We start from the raw sequence: 19,246 nt of genomic DNA on the forward strand, positions 1-19,246 counted from the left end.
ATCCCCTTTTAATCATCACCTAATCCTTTTTCTTTTACTTCTTTCATTGCATCTTGCATTAATAATCTTTGAATTGTTTGTTGCAGTTGAAACTCTGGATTTTCAAAATGAGATTCAAAAGAGTGGTATTTTTCTAGTCTAAATTGAATATTACCAATTGCATCTTTTGCACCTAAAACTACACCATTAATTCCACCCATGGTTGTGCCTATAATTTTACCTATAATTTTACCTATAGTTCCACCCATAGTTTTACCTATATCCTCACCCATAGTTTTACCTCTACCTGCACCTTGAATTGCATCCACAATCGCATTTCCAACAATATCTAAAGCAGCATCTTTTGGATTTGCCACCGGATCTAATGGATTATTAAACATACTCACCGACTTCACCCCCACTTCCTTACCAACCTTTATAAAATCCTCCTTTTTCTCTGGAGAACCAAGAGCCACAATATGAATAGGAGTCTTACCCCCTTGAATAGCATTAACAACCATTCCATCTAAAGCATCTCCACTTCCTCCACTATGCCCCATATATACAGAATCCTCTGGTAATTGTTGCATTTCATTAGCAGTTGCAAAGTCTCCTGTAGAGAGTTGTTTAGAGTTATATTCTATAAGATCTAAAACTCCCTTAACTCCTAAAAAACTATGCGTCTTATTCTGTATTACTTTTATATCCTGTTGAAAAAGTTGTTGGGTAAATAAACCAATCTCTCTAGCTCTTGTCTCATTAGTGCTTATTCCTGTAGCTACTACAAGTTTAGGTTGCTGTAAGTTATTAAAGCCTACATTCTTAGAATCTTTATTGAAGTATTTAGAATCTATAAAATTAACATCTTTCTTTAAATATTTAAGATCTATAAAATTCAAATCCGTTTTAGCTATAAACCTTTCCTTCTCTACTTCCCTATTCAAATCCAAAGTTTCTTTTACATACCTTGTATCTTTAATGAAATCTTTTAACTCCTCTATCATAGAACCTTTGAATACATAGACATCTTTACCATAAGCATTATCTTTAGTAATACCATATAATCCCATCTTAGCATATTCCTCTATCTTTTCTAACCCCTCTTGTGTTAATTCAATACCCACTCCATTATTAATTGTATCTACAATCATTATCTTATTCCCATAATGCATCATTGCATTATTTCTTAAAGCACTCTCACTTAAAGCACTCCCTAAAGCCATAAGAGAATTCCCCCCTAATAATCCCCCTACTACTCCCCATAGACTTTAGAGATTAAAATCTCTCTTTCTTTATGCTCTATTGGATTCCCCTTGTTTGTAGTTTGATTATCATTGTTTAATCCTTATTCTCTTTTAGATTATCTCCCTTATCCTTTCTTAGATTCTTTTTCTCTCCTTTATATTGTCTATATGATAGGTAGAGGTTTTTGAGAGCAAAGAGAGGAGGGATAATAACAAACATAAGGGTAATATTTTGAATTCTATAAATTTCATCAAGATAAAAATCAAAAATGGTAATCATCATTGGTGCAAACACCATATAAAAAAGATGAAAATATTTTTCTATATTTCTTTGATTAATATGGGCGTGGATAGTAAGAATCAGAGGGAGGGGAAAATAAATAAAAACAAAAGAATAAGAAGCAATAATATCATAATAAGCAGTATAGTTATAGTCTGTTAATCCAAATATAAAGGAGAGTATAGTCCCATAAATTATGATAATAATAAAATATATAAAAAAAGTAATACCTATAAACCAACCATAGATTCGTTTTTCATCAATCCATTTAAAAATAAGAGTAATGATAAGGAATAAAATCAATGAAAGAGCTAATGTAGGAAATATAATCATCAAAATTCCATTTAATTTCTTAACAATTGACTCATCTACATTATAATCAGCAAAGAAAGAGGAGACTATAAAAATCACTAAAAAAAGAATAATGGAAGGAATACTAATACTTAAAACCCAATCTAATATTTTTCTATTCTTATAAAAATAAAGTGTATAAAGAGAGGTAAAACAAAAGCTAATATATACAGCAAGAGAATTAGGGGTTCTCATAATCAAAGTGCTTATAGATTGTGCTAATGTGTAGAGTAAGATTATAATTGCATATTTTTTAGTCTTTATCATTACTTAATCCTTGTTCTTTCATCCCTTTCATTGCATTTTCCATTAATAGATTTTGAATAGTTTGTTGAAGCTGGAATTCTGGATTTTTAAAATAAGATTCAAAGGAGTGGTATTCATCTAAATTATAGAGAGTAATACCAATTCCACCTACTAATCCTGTAATTCCACCCGCAATTCCACCTAGTATTCCACCAGTAATTCCACCCCTAACTGCACCCGCAGCTCCACCTCCAACAACATCCACAACAGCACCTCTTGGATTTGTAATTGGGTCTCTATGATCATTCACCTGCCTAACTAATGTTGCCCCTACTGCATTAGTAGATTCTCTTAATTCACTCTCTGCTATAGGAGAGCCTACAGAGATAAGATTGTAATTAGTCTTAGCTCCCATAGTGGCATTAAGAAAATTAGCTTTTTTTATATCTTCATTGGCTGCACTATGGACTAGAATAGTTTTAGGATATTGAGTAACAAAATCTTTATCTTTAAACACAACAGAATTTTGAGAGTTTTTAGTAATTTGTTGCAATGTATGAGCATTTAAAGAGTCTTTTAGGGTTAAACCAGATTTATATTCTAAAGTATCCTTAAAATATCCATGTGTATCATTATGTATTATTCCTACTTGCTGCCCTAAAAGATTTTGAGTAAAATTAACACGCTCTTGGGCTTTTATGGTATCAGTATTCATTCCAGTTGCTATTATAACTTTAGAGTCAAGATTAGTATAACTCATATCTGTTCTACTCCTTAGAGTCTCAAAGTCTTGTGGATTATTAAGATTGTATGTATCTTGATATTTTTCAGGAATAGGTTGTGTAAAAATAAATGCTCCTTTATACTTCTCAACCTTGCCTTTATATTTTTCTTCAAACGCTTTTTCTTCTTTCTCATTTAAAATCTCTACTTCTCCATCATTGACTCCTTTTTCTACAGCAATAAGTCTTCCATCTTCAGCATGCAGCTGTCTATTATATCTCTCTGCACTCTCACTTAAAGCACTCCCTAAAGCCATAAGAGAATTCCCCCCTAATAATCCCCCTACTACTCCCCCATAGACTTTAGAGATTAAAACCTCTCTTTCTTTATGCTCTATTGGATTCCCCCTTAAAGGAGCAATACTCTCATATATCCCAGAGATTAAAGCCCCTTTAAAAAAGTTTTCCTTATTTAAAGCAGCCATTACTCCCCCAACACCACTATGAAGCACTACCTTACCTAATCCCCCCTCTTTAAAAAGACTATTCCCCTCTATACTTTGTATCTGTGCTATATCCCCTACACCTTTATAAAGACTATTACCTAAAGCCAATAAAGAATGCCCTAAAAGAGATTCTTTAAAACTCTCTTTATACACTAATGTATCAACACTAGCATTTAAAACAATCTCTCTAAGAGGTAGAGTCTCTATCCCTTCAACCAAAGAAAGATTAAGAGGAAGTAATCCTATCCCTCCTTTTAATCCTCCCCCTAGAGTATCTTTAGTAAAACTCCTAAAAGATAAAGCATTTTTAGAATCTAATAGCTTATTACTTACTTGAAAAACCCCACTACCTAAAGCACCTTGCATAGAACCTTTAGCAACACTAGAGACAAAGGTAGAATGAATAGGTAGATTAATCCCAGCACTTACATAAGCTAAAGCAGCTTCTAAGAGTAGATGACTTAAAGGAGTAAGAGATTTACTCCTCTCACTCCATTGCTTATTCTCCAAAAGTGCTTTAGAAAAGATAATAGAAGAATCTAAAGCCAAAGGCATTTCAGAAGAGATTATTAAAGGAGTATGATTATCTTTAGCCTTAAGGCTTTCTTGAGTTTTATTATTGAATCCTTTACTTAACTCTTGAACATCTTGATTTAACCCTTTAGTTGTATTATCCCCTAACTCTTTATTATTACTGCTTAACTCTCCTAAGCCTACTCTAACCTTACTCTCTTTATCTTTTGCTATAAAATTACTCCTATTACTTAACTCTTGAACTTCTTTACTTAACTCCCTACCATTTAACACAAAGCTATTACTAAAGCTAAGGGTAGAGGGCATAGCTACTTCTTTTATAAATCCCTCCTTAGTATTCTTAGCTAAAAGAAAAGAAGAAGCATTAGAACTAAAAGAACTTTTATATTCCCTATTTTTTAAAGAAATTAAGGCTAAAGCTTGAGTATTAATATTTACATTTCTAGCCTTTATATGAGAAGCTTTAATAGTAGTGCTTAAAGTATTAATACTTAAATCTTTAGATTCTATAAAAGAGGGAGTTAGAGAAACTCTCTCTAAACTCTCTTGCATAAAGCTAGGAGATAATAAAGTTCCTTTACTCCATTCTTTAGTCTCTATACTCTCTAATACTAAAGGCTTAATCTCTAAAGTCTTAGCCCCTAAAGATATTCTCTTAGCATTAAGTCTAACACCCTCTAAGACTAAAGAGGATAAAGCCTTATAAGAAAGATTAGCATCACTATTGACTAAAGCATATTGTGCTTGCTCTTTTAAAGAAGTTTCTTTAAACTCTCTCTTAGAAAGCCCAAAGAAAGTAGAGGAGCTTTTAGAATGATAAGACTTAATAGTATCTTTAACCCCTGCTTGGAGGATGTTTTTAGATTCTATAGTTTGGGTATTGTTTGCTATGATAACTAACATAGCTTCATCATCTCTTTGTTTAATTTTGGTGTATAGTATTTATGACACATTTATAAGCCTTATAATAGCAATACCCAATAGTGCCACAATAATACCTGCTATTACACCTGCTATTACATTTATACCATCACTCACCATACCATTTACAGTAGCACCTGCTATTCCACCTGCTATTCCACCTGCTATTACACCTGCTATTACACCTGCTATTACACCTGCTATTACATTTATACCATCACTCACCATACCATTTACAGTAGCACCTGCTATTCCACCTGCTATTCCACCTGCTATTCCACCTGCTATTCCACCTGCTATTCCACCTGCTATTCCACCTGCTATTCCACCTATGGTAGAACCTACTATACCACTTAGAGTAACATCTGGAGTATTTAAAATTCTAACTAATCCTTTTATGCACTTATGTTTCTCTTCTTTATTTAATCTTTCATTCCTGCACCATAAATAAAAGTTTCTTAATAAAAAGAGATAAGGAAGAGAAAGAATAAAGATAAGCATTATAAGAAGAAAAATAGAAGTATCTTGCTTAATGTTATCAATATAACCATAATAAAAAAAAAGAGCTATTATAGGTGCAAATACCATATAGCCAAGATGAAAGATACTTTCTATATCCCTTTTATAAATATGAGCATTAATTGCCAAAGGTAAAGGAAATAGACAAGGAAAGATGAATAAAGAAATAAAAATTATATCATTGATAGAGATGTTTTCAAAAACAAGAATCAATACTGCAAAAAATGACGCTATAAGTAGATAAAATAATGAAGCAATAGAGCTTATGATATTAGCTATGGTTATAAATGTATCTTTTTTTATAGGTTTTTTAGTCACCATTGTTTAATCCTTTAATTGAATTTTGATGATTTTCTTCAGATATATTTTTTATTAAAGCATTTTCAATAGTTTGTTTTATCTGAAAAGCTTCATTTTGGTAATATGTTTCAAAGGGGTGGTATTTGTTAAAACGATCTTTGGTAGTATTAATTATACGAATTCCACCCACTCCCATACTAATAAATCCACTTCCACCTTTAAGATAATCCATAACTCCACTTGTAACAGCATCTAAAGCAGCATCTTTTGGATTTGCCACTGGATCCTTACTATCATTCACCTGCCTTACCAACTCCGCTCCTACACTAGAAGTAGATTCCCTTAAATTACTCTCTGATTTAGGAGAACCAACAGAGATAAGCTTATACTTAGTCTTAGTATTAGTAATAGCATTAATACGATTAGCTTTATAAATATCCTCATTCCCTGCACTATGAGTAATGACAACAGAATCTCTAGGAAGTTTTTGTAACATATGAGCATTTAAAGAATCTTTTAAAGTGAAATAATTAGGAGTCCATTCTAAAACATCATCTGTCAGCCTAACTACTTTTTTAGGTAATACTGCATTAATAGCACTATCAAGTCTTTTTGTAATAGCTCCACTACCAAAATATTTTTGTAAAACCTTTCCCTCTCCTGTTGCATTATTCATTAACCCCACTTGTCTATCTAAAAAATCTCTTTGTATAAGATTAGCACTATTCCTTGCATCTTCTAAAGTATTCTCCATTCCATTTATAAATACAATACTTGTATTTGCATTAATATTTTCATAACTCATATCTGTCCTCCTCCTTAAAGTTTCAAAGTCTTTGGGATTATTTAAATTTAAATCCTTATTAGTAAAGTTTTGAGTAATAGGAATGTTATAAATAATTGTCCCATTATCTCTATATGCGGGATAAAGAAGTTTAGTCCCTAACTCATCTTTATTGGGGAAGTATTGACTTGAAAGCACTGCATATTCACCATCTGTTAATTCTACTATTTTCCCATCATTTACCCTATCCATAGCAACAAGCTTACCATCATAATGCAATTCCCTATTATATCTCTCTGCACTCTCACTTAAAGCACTCCCTAAAGCCATAAGAGAATTCCCCCCTAATAATCCCCCTACTACTCCCCCATAGACTTTAGAGATTAAAACCTCTCTTTCTTTATGCTCTATTGGATTCCCCCTTAAAGGAGCAATACTCTCATATATCCCAGAGATTAAAGCCCCTTTAAAAAAGTTTTCCTTATTTAAAGCAGCCATTACTCCCCCAACACCACTATGAAGCACTACCTTACCTAATCCCCCCTCTTTAAAAAGACTATTCCCCTCTATACTTTGTATCTGTGCTATATCCCCTACACCTTTATAAAGACTATTACCTAAAGCCAATAAAGAATGCCCTAAAAGAGATTCTTTAAAACTCTCTTTATACACTAATGTATCAACACTAGCATTTAAAACAATCTCTCTAAGAGGTAGAGTCTCTATCCCTTCAACCAAAGAAAGATTAAGAGGAAGTAATCCTATCCCTCCTTTTAATCCTCCCCCTAGAGTATCTTTAGTAAAACTCCTAAAAGATAAAGCATTTTTAGAATCTAATAGCTTATTACTCACTTGAAAAACCCCACTACCTAAAGCACCTTGCATAGAACCTTTAGCAACACTAGAGACAAAGGTAGAATGAATAGGTAGATTAATCCCAGCACTTACATAAGCTAAAGCAGCTTCTAAGAGTAGATGACTTAAAGGAGTAAGAGATTTACTCCTCTCACTCCATTGCTTATTCTCCAAAAGTGCTTTAGAAAAGATAATAGAAGAATCTAAAGCTAAAGGCATTTCAGAAGAGATTATTAAAGGAGTATGATTATCTTTAGCCTTAAGGCTTTCTTGAGTTTTATTATTGAATCCTTTACTTAACTCTTGAACATCTTGATTTAACCCTTTAGTTGTATTATCCCCTAACTCTTTATTATTACTGCTTAACTCTCCTAAGCCTACTCTAACCTTACTCTCTTTATCTTTTGCTATAAAATTACTCCTATTACTTAACTCTTGAACTTCTTTACTTAACTCCCTACCATTTAACACAAAGCTATTACTAAAGCTAAGGGTAGAGGGCATAGCTACTTCTTTTATAAATCCCTCCTTAGTATTCTTAGCTAAAAGAAAAGAAGAAGCATTAGAACTAAAAGAACTTTTATATTCCCTATTTTTTAAAGAAATTAAGGCTAAAGCTTGAGTATTAATATTTACATTTCTAGCCTTTATATGAGAAGCTTTAATAGTAGTGCTTAAAGTATTAATACTTAAATCTTTAGATTCTATAAAAGAGGGAGTTAGAGAAACTCTCTCTAAACTCTCTTGCATAAAGCTAGGGGATAATAAAGTTCCTTTACTCCATTCTTTAGTCTCTATACTCTCTAACACTAAAGGCTTAATCTCTAAAGTCTTAGCCCCTAAAGATATTCTCTTAGCATTAAGTCTAACACCCTCTAAGACTAAAGAGGATAAAGCCTTATAAGAAAGATTAGCATCACTATTGACTAAAGCATATTGTGCTTGCTCTTTTAAAGAAGTTTCTTTAAACTCTCTCTTAGAAAGCCCAAAGAAAGTAGAGGAGCTTTTAGAATGATAAGACTTAATAGTATCTTTAACCCCTGCTTGGAGAATATTAGCCCCCTCTAAAGTAATAGAGGGTGTAGCCTTTAAATCTACTCCATAAAGGATTAAATCCTCTTTAGCCCTTAAAGCAATATTAGCTCCCTCTAAGGTATTCTTACTAGAAGTGCTCTTTTCATAAAAGCTTATTTCTTGTGTGCTTTTAAAGGTTCCTTTATGCTTTGTTTTAATCTCTAAACTCTCTATATTCCTACCTGGTAGTAAATAAAGATTCTTAGCTCCTAAGATTAAATCCCCTTGAGCGGAGAAACTAGAGCCTATACTCTTTATATCTCCTTGAGAGAATATAACCATATCCTTAGCTTCTAAAGTATTTCCCTTATGATTACTAACTACACTTAAAAAGCTATTATCTCCTGCTCCTCTTTGGATAGACCTAGAGCTATTATCCCCTAAAAGAGAAATATCCTCTGCTGCAATAAAAAGAGAATCTTTAGCCTTAAACAAAGAAGCCCTAGAGCTAAAGTCTTGAGCTTTAATAAAGATATTCCTGCCCTCCATAGAAGCCTTATCTTTTAAAAGAGTGTTTTGATAAAAGGTATTGGCATTATCTCTATAAAGATTACCCTTTAAGAATTTGCTTTGGTTAAGGAAGTCTTGAGTGCTAATACTAAGATTCTCTCCTGCTTTTAACTCTCCCCCTATGTTTTTAAAGCTTTGGGTATTAACTAAAAGATTCTCTCTAGCTTCAATCTTTGCTTCATTAAAGTTAGATTCTTGGATAAAACCTTGTAAGGAAGCAAAGAGATTGTTTGCTTTAATTACTCCTTGATTATTAAGGGTATTAGCTTCTAAGGTTAAATCCCCTTTAGCCTCTATAATAGCAGAAGCCTCTAAAGGAGCCTTAGCTAAATAAAGCTTAGGCACTAAAACTTCTTGTATTTTCCCATCTGGAGTTTGTATGCTTTCTAGCTCATACCATAGAATATCTTTCTCTAAAGCCTCTCTTTGTTCTTGAATTAAAGGAATCCCTGCTATTAAACCTAAACGCTCTTGTTCTAAAAGAGCATTTTCTAAAAGACTTTGTTTTAAAGAACTAAAATTCCTATTCCCTAGATATTGCTTAGGACTTTGGTGAATACTTTGAGTAATAAGAATCTTTTCAAAAGCATTATCCCCTAAGAATTTCATCTTAGGGTCAAAGCCTAGTTTATTTAAGAAATAATCACTAGAGAGCAACATAGAAGTATTGGTATAAAGTGGATTAGATTCTATAGGAGCTTTTAGGGTAGTAGAAGCTAAAGCTTCAGAAGAAGTCTTAATCCCTACATTATTAACATTAGGGGTAACATTAATATCATTATAAAACTCTGCAATAGTAGGATTAAGCGTTAAAAGAGGAGAATCTTTATTAGTATTTAAAGTAAAAAGTGAGTTATTTAAAGCAGAGAAATTAAGGCTATAAGTAGTAGGAGTAGGGGTTGATTTTCTACCTTTAGAAAATAAAGCATTATTTGGAGCAGGGATTAGGAAGTTTAAAAGGGGATTTAGAGCTATTAAGGGCGTAGATTTACTAAATTGAGTATTTTTACGATTTTCTAAAATCTCTCCATTCCCAATCTTCCTAGCTTTAATATTAGCTTTACCCCCTACAAGTATAGAAGTTTGAGAGGCTGAATAAAAGAGTTGATTTGTGCTTCCTTGAGTGCTTGCAGTTGCACTATCCCAACCCCAAGGTCTCAATTTTCCGCGTTTCTTACTATACCTAAAGGGATGATTAAGGATAAAATCTACCTTAGCATATTGAGGAGTTTTAGCATTGTTTAAAACATTAGTCGTTATTTGTAAATCCTTACCTACTAAAATATCCGCTTCTTGGTTTAAAATCTCTTTAGCTTGAATATTAAGATTCCCTTTAACCTCTAAAAGAGCTTTGAAGCTTGGTTCATTAGAGGTGATGAGTTCAGAGCCTGCAATATATTCTGGAGGGCTATTATCCCAAGTGCCATTTTTGTGTGAAGTCCTTTGAGCATCAAGAGAGGCTCTAGGCTCTATTAAATCTTTTTTTGGAATATCCTCTAAAATAAGGGCGCTCTTATCCGCATTTACCCACTTTTGCGAATAGGTTTTATTAGCAATTCCTTGATTTTTTAAAGTTTGTAGTTTCAAAGAAGCATTTTGATTAAAAGTTATTTTTCCTGCCTTATTTTCTAAAGTATTAAGGGTTGCATTAAGATTCTCTCCCCTAATCTCTCCCTCATTTTTAAAGCTATGGGCTTGTAAGGATAGAGTGGCATTATTAAAGAGTGTAGCATCTTTAGCATTATTAAGTGTATGGGTGTTTAAGGTAGTATTACCCCTAAAGCCCAAGAAAGATTGATTAAGAATATTTTGTGCTTGGATAGTAGCATTTCCTCCTGCTAGGATTAGGGTAGGGGTATTAGAAAATAGGGAGGTTGTATAGTTACTTTTATATTCTGGAGCTAGGGTTTTAGTGAGGGTGTAGTTATAAGCCCAAGCATATCCTCTTGATCCCCTTCTTAATCCCCTTCTTATCCCCCCTAATCTTTCATTGCTTACTTTCCCTTCTTTTAAGGCTTCTTGTTTTAGAGTTTCTGGTTTTAAGCCACCATTTAAAGGGATTCTCCTATGCTCTACTACTTCATAATCCCTCCCATAAATCACTTTGAGTTTAAGAGGTATAAAAGCCCTTATGTTTTGTAAGCTTTGGGTGGTGATGTTTAGATTTTTACTCGCTATAATCTCTGCTTCTTGGTTTAAAATCTCTTTAGCTTTTATAGTGAAATTACCTCCTGCTTTAAGAGAGGCTTTGTGAGTTTTAAGGCTAGAGTTAGGAATTTCTACATTTTTAACATAAGGGCTACTAATCCATTGCCCTTGGGGTTTGCTAAAATGCTTATAGAGATTTTGAAAGTCTTTATCTAAAGTCTTTAAAAAAATATCTTTAGTCGCAATAGCGGGGGACTTTTTGAGATTATCCTGCGGATAATACCACCTTGTCGTATAAGAATTTTGCGTGATACTTCCTTGGTTATTTAGGGTATTAGCAACAAGCGTGAAGTCTTGCAGAGATTGGATAGAGGCTGAAAGGTTTTGAGTTGTTATCATTTGAGTTTTATCCCCTATTGCATTGTTTTATCATTTTGATATTGGTTATTTAATGTATGATATGCCTATGAAAAACACAATAGCACTTACAATAAAATTTACAATAAATTTTACAATAAAATCTTTGGTGGCATTTGTAATGGCACATACAAAACCTATACAATTTATAATAATACATACAACACTTACAACAGCACTTGTTATAGCATCTACAACACTTACAATAGCCCATGTCCCACCTATAAAAGTGCCTAAAATCATACCTATATTGGCACCTATAACACCTAATTTATAAGGAGTCGTAGTATTTATAATTTTTGCGAAACCTGCAATGGCTCCTACAATGGCAATGATGATAGCACCCAATATAGCACCTACAATAGCATATTTAATAGCACCCAATATAGCACCCAATATAGCACCCAATATAGCATATTCAATGAGAGCGTTAAACTTTTTATCTAAGTTACTTATTTCTTTATATTTTTCCTTGCTATTTATAATTTCTAATGAGTATTCTTTTTGTTTCAATTTTTTATCTCTATACCACAAATAACAATTTCTTAACACAAACAAAAGAGGAATAAAGAATATAAAGATAATCATTATAAAAAAAACAATCGAGTCAATGTCTTTAGTAGCAGTATCATAACCATAACAAAGAAAAAGAAGCAACATTGGTGCAAATATTATATAAAGCAAATGAAAATATTTTTCTGTATTTCTTTTGTTGATATGGGCATTAATAGTAAGGGGCAAAGGAGAGAAACAGACAATATAGAGCATTAAATGAGAAAAAATAATATCATTAATACGATAAGTATTCAAGAATTTAGGAATGCCCACCAAAAATATTGTTGTCAATCCATAACAAAATATAGCAATAATACTTATGGTATAGGCAATAACTATAAATGAATCTTTTTTTGCATAATCTCTCTCTCTACTCCTTACCATTGCTGAACACTCCCCTTTTTATTACTTTCTTTTATAGCATCTTCAATGATTATTTTTTGAATAGTTTGTTGCAGTTGAAATTTTGGATTATTGTAATAGGATTCAAAGGGGTGGTATTTTTTTAAATCAAGATACATAGCAAATGCAGTAGCAGCTGGAACTAAACCAAATGATACAACATTTCCAAAATAAACTCTTGATAACATGGAAGGAAGTACAACATTTTTCCAATACCCACTCTCCCCACTATTTAAAATCCCTGCCACCGGATCATAAGGATGATTCACCTGCCTTACCAACTCTGCTCCTACTGCATTAGTGGATTCCCTTAATTCACTCTCTGCTATTGGAGAACCAATAGAGATAAGCTTATACTTAGTCTTAGTATTTGTAGTAGCATTAAGAAAATTAGCGTTATTAATATCTTTATTGGCTGCACTATGAGCGGTATAAATAGTATTAGGTGAAAGTTTTTGTATTTGATTGGCTATTATAAAATCTGTTACACTTAAAGTATTAGGATTATATTCTAAAACATCATTAATAAATCCCCTTGTTGCATTATTCACTATTCCTACTTGTCTATTTAAAAACCCCCTTTGTATAAGATTAGCACTATTCCTTGCATCTTGGAGAGTATTGTGTATTCCATTAGCAAAGACAATATTTGTCTTTGCATTAATATTTTCAAAATTAACACCCCCTTTTTGACTTAAAGCTTTAAAATCCCCCTCCCTATTCAAATCCAAAGTTTCTTTTACATACCTTGTATCTTTAATGAAATCTTTTAACTCCTCTATCATAGAACCTTTGAATACATAGACATCTTTACCATAAGCATTATCTTTAGTAATACCATATAATCCCATCTTAGCATATTCCTCTATCTTTTCTAACCCCTCTTGTGTTAATTCAATACCCACTCCATTATTAATTGTATCTACAATCATTATCTTATTCCCATAATGCATCATTGCATTATTTCTTAAAGCACTCTCACTTAAAGCACTCCCTAAAGCCATAAGAGAATTCCCCCCTAATAATCCCCCTACTACTCCCCCATAGACTTTAGAGATTAAAACCTCTCTTTCTTTATGCTCTATTGGATTCCCCCTTAAAGGAGCAATACTCTCATATATCCCAGAGATTAAAGCCCCTTTAAAAAAGTTTTCCTTATTTAAAGCAGCCATTACTCCCCCAACACCACTATGAAGCACTACCTTACCTAATCCCCCCTCTTTAAAAAGACTATTCCCCTCTATACTTTGTATCTGTGCTATATCCCCTACACCTTTATAAAGACTATTACCTAAAGCCAATAAAGAATGCCCTAAAAGAGATTCTTTAAAACTCTCTTTATACACTAATGTATCAACACTAGCATTTAAAACAATCTCTCTAAGAGGTAGAGTCTCTATCCCTTCAACCAAAGAAAGATTAAGAGGAAGTAATCCTATCCCTCCTTTTAATCCTCCCCCTAGTGTATCTTTAGTAAAACTCCTAAAAGATAAAGCATTTTTAGAATCTAATAGCTTATTACTCACTTGAAAAACCCCACTACCTAAAGCACCTTGCATAGAACCTTTAGCAACACTAGAGACAAAGGTAGAATGAATAGGTAGATTAATCCCAGCACTTACATAAGCTAAAGCAGCTTCTAAGAGTAGATGACTTAAAGGAGTAAGAGATTTACTCCTCTCACTCCATTGCTTATTCTCCAAAAGTGCTTTAGAAAAGATAATAGAAGAATCTAAAGCTAAAGGCATTTCAGAAGAGATTATTAAAGGAGTATGATTATCTTTAGCCTTAAGGCTTTCTTGAGTTTTATTATTGAATCCTTTACTTAACTCTTGAACATCTTGATTTAACCCTTTAGTTGTATTATCCCCTAACTCTTTATTATTACTGCTTAACTCTCCTAAGCCTACTCTAACCTTACTCTCTTTATCTTTTGCTATAAAATTACTCCTATTACTTAACTCTTGAACTTCTTTACTTAACTCCCTACCATTTAACACAAAGCTATTACTAAAGCTAAGGGTAGAGGGCATAGCTACTTCTTTTATAAATCCCTCCTTAGTATTCTTAGCTAAAAGAAAAGAAGAAGCATTAGAACTAAAAGAACTTTTATATTCCCTATTTTTTAAAGAAATTAAGGCTAAAGCTTGAGTATTAATATTTACATTTCTAGCCTTTATATGAGAAGCTTTAATAGTAGTGCTTAAAGTATTAATACTTAAATCTTTAGATTCTATAAAAGAGGGAGTTAGAGAAACTCTCTCTAAACTCTCTTGCATAAAGCTAGGGGATAATAAAGTTCCTTTACTCCATTCTTTAGTCTCTATACTCTCTAACACTAAAGGCTTAATCTCTAAAGTCTTAGCCCCTAAAGATATTCTCTTAGCATTAAGTCTAACACCCTCTAAGACTAAAGAGGATAAAGCCTTATAAGAAAGATTAGCATCACTATTGACTAAAGCATATTGTGCTTGCTCTTTTAAAGAAGTTTCTTTAAACTCTCTCTTAGAAAGCCCAAAGAAAGTAGAGGAGCTTTTAGAATGATAAGACTTAATAGTATCTTTAACCCCTGCTTGGAGAATATTAGCCCCCTCTAAAGTAATAGAGGGTGTAGCCTTTAAATCTACTCCATAAAGGATTAAATCCTCTTTAGCCCTTAAAGCAATATTAGCTCCCTCTAAGGTATTCTTACTAGAAGTGCTCTTTTCATAAAAGCTTATTTCTTGTGTGCTTTTAAAGGTTCCTTTATGCTTTGTTTTAATCTCTAAACTCTCTATATTCCTACCTGGTAGTAAATAAAGATTCTTAGCTCCTAAGATTAAATCCCCTTGAGCGGAGAAACTAGAGCCTATACTCTTTATATCTCCTTGAGAGAATATAACCATATCCTTAGCTTCTAAAGTATTTCCCTTATGATTACTAACTACACTTAAAAAGCTATTATCTCCTGCTCCTCTTTGGATAGACCTAGAGCTATTATCCCCTAAAAGAGAAATATCCTCTGCTGCAATAAAAAGAGAATCTTTAGCCTTAAACAAAGAAGCCCTAGAGCTAAAGTCTTGAGCTTTAATAAAGATATTCCTGCCCTCCATAGAAGCCTTATCTTTTAAAAGAGTGTTTTGATAAAAGGTATTGGCATTATCTCTATAAAGATTACCCTTTAAGAATTTGCTTTGGTTAAGGAAGTCTTGAGTGCTAATACTAAGATTCTCTCCTGCTTTTAACTCTCCCCCTATGTTTTTAAAGCTTTGGGTATTAACTAAAAGATTCTCTCTAGCTTCAATCTTTGCTTCATTAAAGTTAGATTCTTGGATAAAACCTTGTAAGGAAGCAAAGAGATTGTTTGCTTTAATTACTCCTTGATTATTAAGGGTATTAGCTTCTAAGGTTAAATCCCCTTTAGCCTCTATAATAGCAGAAGCCTCTAAAGGAGCCTTAGCTAAATAAAGCTTAGGCACTAAAACTTCTTGTATTTTCCCATCTGGAGTTTGTATGCTTTCTAGCTCATACCATAGAATATCTTTCTCTAAAGCCTCTCTTTGTTCTTGAATTAAAGGAATCCCTGCTATTAAACCTAAACGCTCTTGTTCTAAAAGAGCATTTTCTAAAAGACTTTGTTTTAAAGAACTAAAATTCCTATTCCCTAGATATTGCTTAGGACTTTGGTGAATACTTTGAGTAATAAGAATCTTTTCAAAAGCATTATCCCCTAAGAATTTCATCTTAGGGTCAAAGCCTAGTTTATTTAAGAAATAATCACTAGAGAGCAACATAGAAGTATTGGTATAAAGTGGATTAGATTCTATAGGAGCTTTTAGGGTAGTAGAAGCTAAAGCTTCAGAAGAAGTCTTAATCCCTACATTATTAACATTAGGGGTAACATTAATATCATTATAAAACTCTGCAATAGTAGGATTAAGCGTTAAAAGAGGAGAATCTTTATTAGTATTTAAAGTAAAAAGTGAGTTATTTAAAGCAGAGAAATTAAGGCTATAAGTAGTAGGAGTAGGGGTTGATTTTCTACCTTTAGAAAATAAAGCATTATTTGGAGCAGGGATTAGGAAGTTTAAAAGGGGATTTAGAGCTATTAAGGGCGTAGATTTACTAAATTGAGTATTTTTACGATTTTCTAAAATCTCTCCATTCCCAATCTTCCTAGCTTTAATATTAGCTTTACCCCCTACAAGTATAGAAGTTTGAGAGGCTGAATAAAAGAGTTGATTTGTGCTTCCTTGAGTGCTTGCAGTTGCACTATCCCAACCCCAAGGTCTCAATTTTCCGCGTTTCTTACTATACCTAAAGGGATGATTAAGGATAAAATCTACCTTAGCATATTGAGGAGTTTTAGCATTGTTTAAAACATTAGTCGTTATTTGTAAATCCTTACCTACTAAAATATCCGCTTCTTGGTTTAAAATCTCTTTAGCTTGAATATTAAGATTCCCTTTAACCTCTAAAAGAGCTTTGAAGCTTGGTTCATTAGAGGTGATGAGTTCAGAGCCTGCAATATATTCTGGAGGGCTATTATCCCAAGTGCCATTTTTGTGTGAAGTCCTTTGAGCATCAAGAGAGGCTCTAGGCTCTATTAAATCTTTTTCTGGAATATCCTCTAAAATAAGGGCGCTCTTATCCGCATTTACCCACTTTTGCGAATAGGTTTTATTAGCAATTCCTTGATTTTTTAAAGTTTGTAGTTTCAAAGAAGCATTTTGATTAAAAGTTATTTTTCCTGCCTTATTTTCTAAAGTATTAAGGGTTGCATTAAGATTCTCTCCCCTAATCTCTCCCTCATTTTTAAAGCTATGGGCTTGTAAGGATAGAGTGGCATTATTAAAGAGTGTAGCATCTTTAGCATTATTAAGTGTATGGGTGTTTAAGGTAGTATTACCCCTAAAGCCCAAGAAAGATTGATTAAGAATATTTTGTGCTTGGATAGTAGCATTTCCTCCTGCTAGGATTAGGGTAGGGGTATTAGAAAATAGGGAGGTTGTATAGTTACTTTTATATTCTGGAGCTAGGGTTTTAGTGAGGGTGTAGTTATAAGCCCAAGCATATCCTCTTGATCCCCTTCTTAATCCCCTTCTTATCCCCCCTAATCTTTCATTGCTTACTTTCCCTTCTTTTAAGGCTTCTTGTTTTAGAGTTTCTGGTTTTAAGCCACCATTTAAAGGGATTCTCCTATGCTCTACTACTTCATAATCCCTCCCATAAATCACTTTGAGTTTAAGAGGTATAAAAGCCCTTATGTTTTGTAAGCTTTGGGTGGTGATGTTTAGATTTTTACTCGCTATAATCTCTGCTTCTTGGTTTAAAATCTCTTTAGCTTTTATAGTGAAATTACCTCCTGCTTTAAGAGAGGCTTTGTGAGTTTTAAGGCTAGAGTTAGGAATTTCTACATTTTTAACATAAGGGCTACTAATCCATTGCCCTTGGGGTTTGCTAAAATGCTTATAAAGATTTTGAAAGTCTTTATCTAAAGTCTTTAAAAAAATATCTTTAGTCGCAATAGCGGGGGACTTTTTGAGATTATCCTGCGGATAATACCACCTTGTCGTATAAGAATCTTGTGTGATACTTCCTTGATTATTTAGGGTATTAGCAACAAGTGTGAAGTCTTGCAGGGATTGGATAGAGGCTGAAAGGTTATCAAGCCTATGGGTGTGGATATTTAAAGAATTAGCAAGAATCTCCCCTTGATTATGCAAGGATTGGTTTTTTAATTGCAGATCCCCTAGGCTTAAAAGTCTTGCATTTTTGGCATTATTAAAAGTTTTACTCTCTAAAGTAGAATCTTCTCTTAAAGCTATTAAAGAGCTATTAATAACCTTATTAGCTTGTAAATGCAGGGAGTTTGCAGAAAAGTTTTTAGTATTATGAAAATCCCCTTTAAGGTTTATAAAGACATTAGAAGGGGTATTAAAGGCTTTAGAGAGTGTTAGATTATTAGCCTCTAAGGATAAAGAATCTTCTACTAAAATCTCTCCATCTTTGAAGTTATAATCTTTAAGCTGTGCTTTAAAAGTATTTGCAGTAATGTTTCCTTGATTGTTTAAATCTTGCGTATTAAGCACTAAATCTTGAGTTAAAATCCCCCCTGTATTTTCTAAGCTATGAGTTTGGATATTAAGATTAGAGACTCTAAGCTCTCCTGTATTGTTTAAATCATTACTTTGCATATTAAGATTAGAAGCTAGGAGATTCCCATTATTATTTAAAGTTTGGGTTGTAAGGTTAAATGTGTTAGCTTCTAAAGCATTGGTATTATTTAAAGTGTTAGTTTGTATCAAAAGTGTATTACTTAAAAGTGTGCCATTATTATTTAAGCTTTTTGTAAAAATATCTGCCCTCTCGCTCCTAAAATCTCCATAGTTATTAAAATCTTGCGTATTAAGCACTAAATTTTTACTCAAAAATTCTGAAGCATTGCTAAGATTATTAAAGCTAGTAGTCATTATATTGACATTCTCCCCTTGAAAACTTCCATAGTTATTAAAACCTTGCGTATTAAGCACTAAATCTTGAGTTAAAATCCCCCCTGTATTTTCTAAAGCTTGAGTATTAAGACTAAAGGTGTGTCCTTTAATATCCCCACCATTATTAAAGCTATTACTTTGGATATTAAGATTAGAGACTCTAAGCTCTCCTGCATTGTTTAAATCATTACTTTGCATATTAAGATTAGAAGCTAGGAGATTCCCATTATTATTTAAAGTTTGGGTTGTAAGGTTAAATGTGTTAGCTTCTAAAGCATTGGTATTATTTAAAGTGTTAGTTTGTATCAAAAGTGTATTACTTAAAAGTGTGCCATTATTATTTAAGCTTTTTGTAAAAATATCTGCCCTCTCACTCCTAAAATCTCCATAGTTATTAAAATCTTGCGTATTAAGCACTAAATCTTG

7 protein-coding genes are annotated in these 19,246 nt (G+C 32.8%); all 7 read right to left on the reverse strand.

Annotation, left to right across the window (positions count from 1 at the left end):
- Positions 1-8: 8 nt before the first annotated feature.
- Positions 9-1,202, reverse strand: a complete 1,194-nt coding sequence (locus tag CDV25_RS00135) for a hypothetical protein (protein WP_108910257.1) — start codon at positions 1,200-1,202, stop codon at positions 9-11.
- A 115-nt stretch (positions 1,203-1,317) separates the two neighbouring features.
- Entirely contained in the window at positions 1,318-2,121 is an 804-nt protein-coding gene (locus CDV25_RS00140) for a hypothetical protein (protein ID WP_108910258.1), read from the reverse strand.
- A complete protein-coding gene (locus tag CDV25_RS00145) occupies positions 2,108-4,765 on the reverse strand; it encodes a hypothetical protein (RefSeq protein WP_108910259.1) in 2,658 nt (885 codons plus the stop codon). The genes CDV25_RS00140 and CDV25_RS00145 overlap by 14 nt, the downstream gene beginning before the upstream one ends.
- A gap of 39 nt (positions 4,766-4,804) precedes the next feature.
- Complete coding sequence (locus CDV25_RS00150; RefSeq protein WP_108910260.1) at positions 4,805-5,623, reverse strand: hypothetical protein; 819 nt, start codon at positions 5,621-5,623, stop codon at positions 4,805-4,807.
- Positions 5,613-11,372, reverse strand: coding sequence for a hypothetical protein (locus tag CDV25_RS00155; RefSeq protein ID WP_108910261.1), 5,760 nt, complete (start codon positions 11,370-11,372; stop codon positions 5,613-5,615). The genes CDV25_RS00150 and CDV25_RS00155 overlap by 11 nt, the downstream gene beginning before the upstream one ends.
- A gap of 45 nt (positions 11,373-11,417) precedes the next feature.
- The gene (locus CDV25_RS00160) at positions 11,418-12,329 is read right to left on the reverse strand and encodes a hypothetical protein (protein ID WP_108910262.1); all 912 of its coding nucleotides are present in this window, start codon (positions 12,327-12,329) and stop codon (positions 11,418-11,420) included.
- A complete protein-coding gene (locus tag CDV25_RS00165; protein ID WP_108910263.1) occupies positions 12,323-19,237 on the reverse strand; it encodes an autotransporter outer membrane beta-barrel domain-containing protein in 6,915 nt (2,304 codons plus the stop codon). Before CDV25_RS00165 ends, CDV25_RS00160 begins: the two co-directional genes overlap by 7 nt.
- Between the last annotated feature and the right edge of the window lie 9 nt (positions 19,238-19,246).

Origin of the sequence: Helicobacter apodemus, assembly GCF_003097575.1 — a bacterium.
GTDB lineage: Bacteria > Campylobacterota > Campylobacteria > Campylobacterales > Helicobacteraceae > Helicobacter_D > Helicobacter_D apodemus.

What these genes read in the sequence shown, in the direction of transcription:
- CDV25_RS00135 (WP_108910257.1), bottom strand. Translation starts at nt 1,202, where the DNA reads ATGGCTTTAGGGAGTGCTTTAAGTGAGAGTGCTTTAAGAAATAATGCA.
- CDV25_RS00140 (WP_108910258.1), bottom strand. Translation starts at nt 2,121, where the DNA reads ATGATAAAGACTAAAAAATATGCAATTATAATCTTACTCTACACATTA.
- CDV25_RS00145 (WP_108910259.1), bottom strand. Translation starts at nt 4,765, where the DNA reads ATGTTAGTTATCATAGCAAACAATACCCAAACTATAGAATCTAAAAAC.
- CDV25_RS00150 (WP_108910260.1), bottom strand. Translation starts at nt 5,623, where the DNA reads ATGGTGACTAAAAAACCTATAAAAAAAGATACATTTATAACCATAGCT.
- CDV25_RS00155 (WP_108910261.1), bottom strand. Translation starts at nt 11,372, where the DNA reads ATGATAACAACTCAAAACCTTTCAGCCTCTATCCAATCTCTGCAAGAC.
- CDV25_RS00160 (WP_108910262.1), bottom strand. Translation starts at nt 12,329, where the DNA reads ATGGTAAGGAGTAGAGAGAGAGATTATGCAAAAAAAGATTCATTTATA.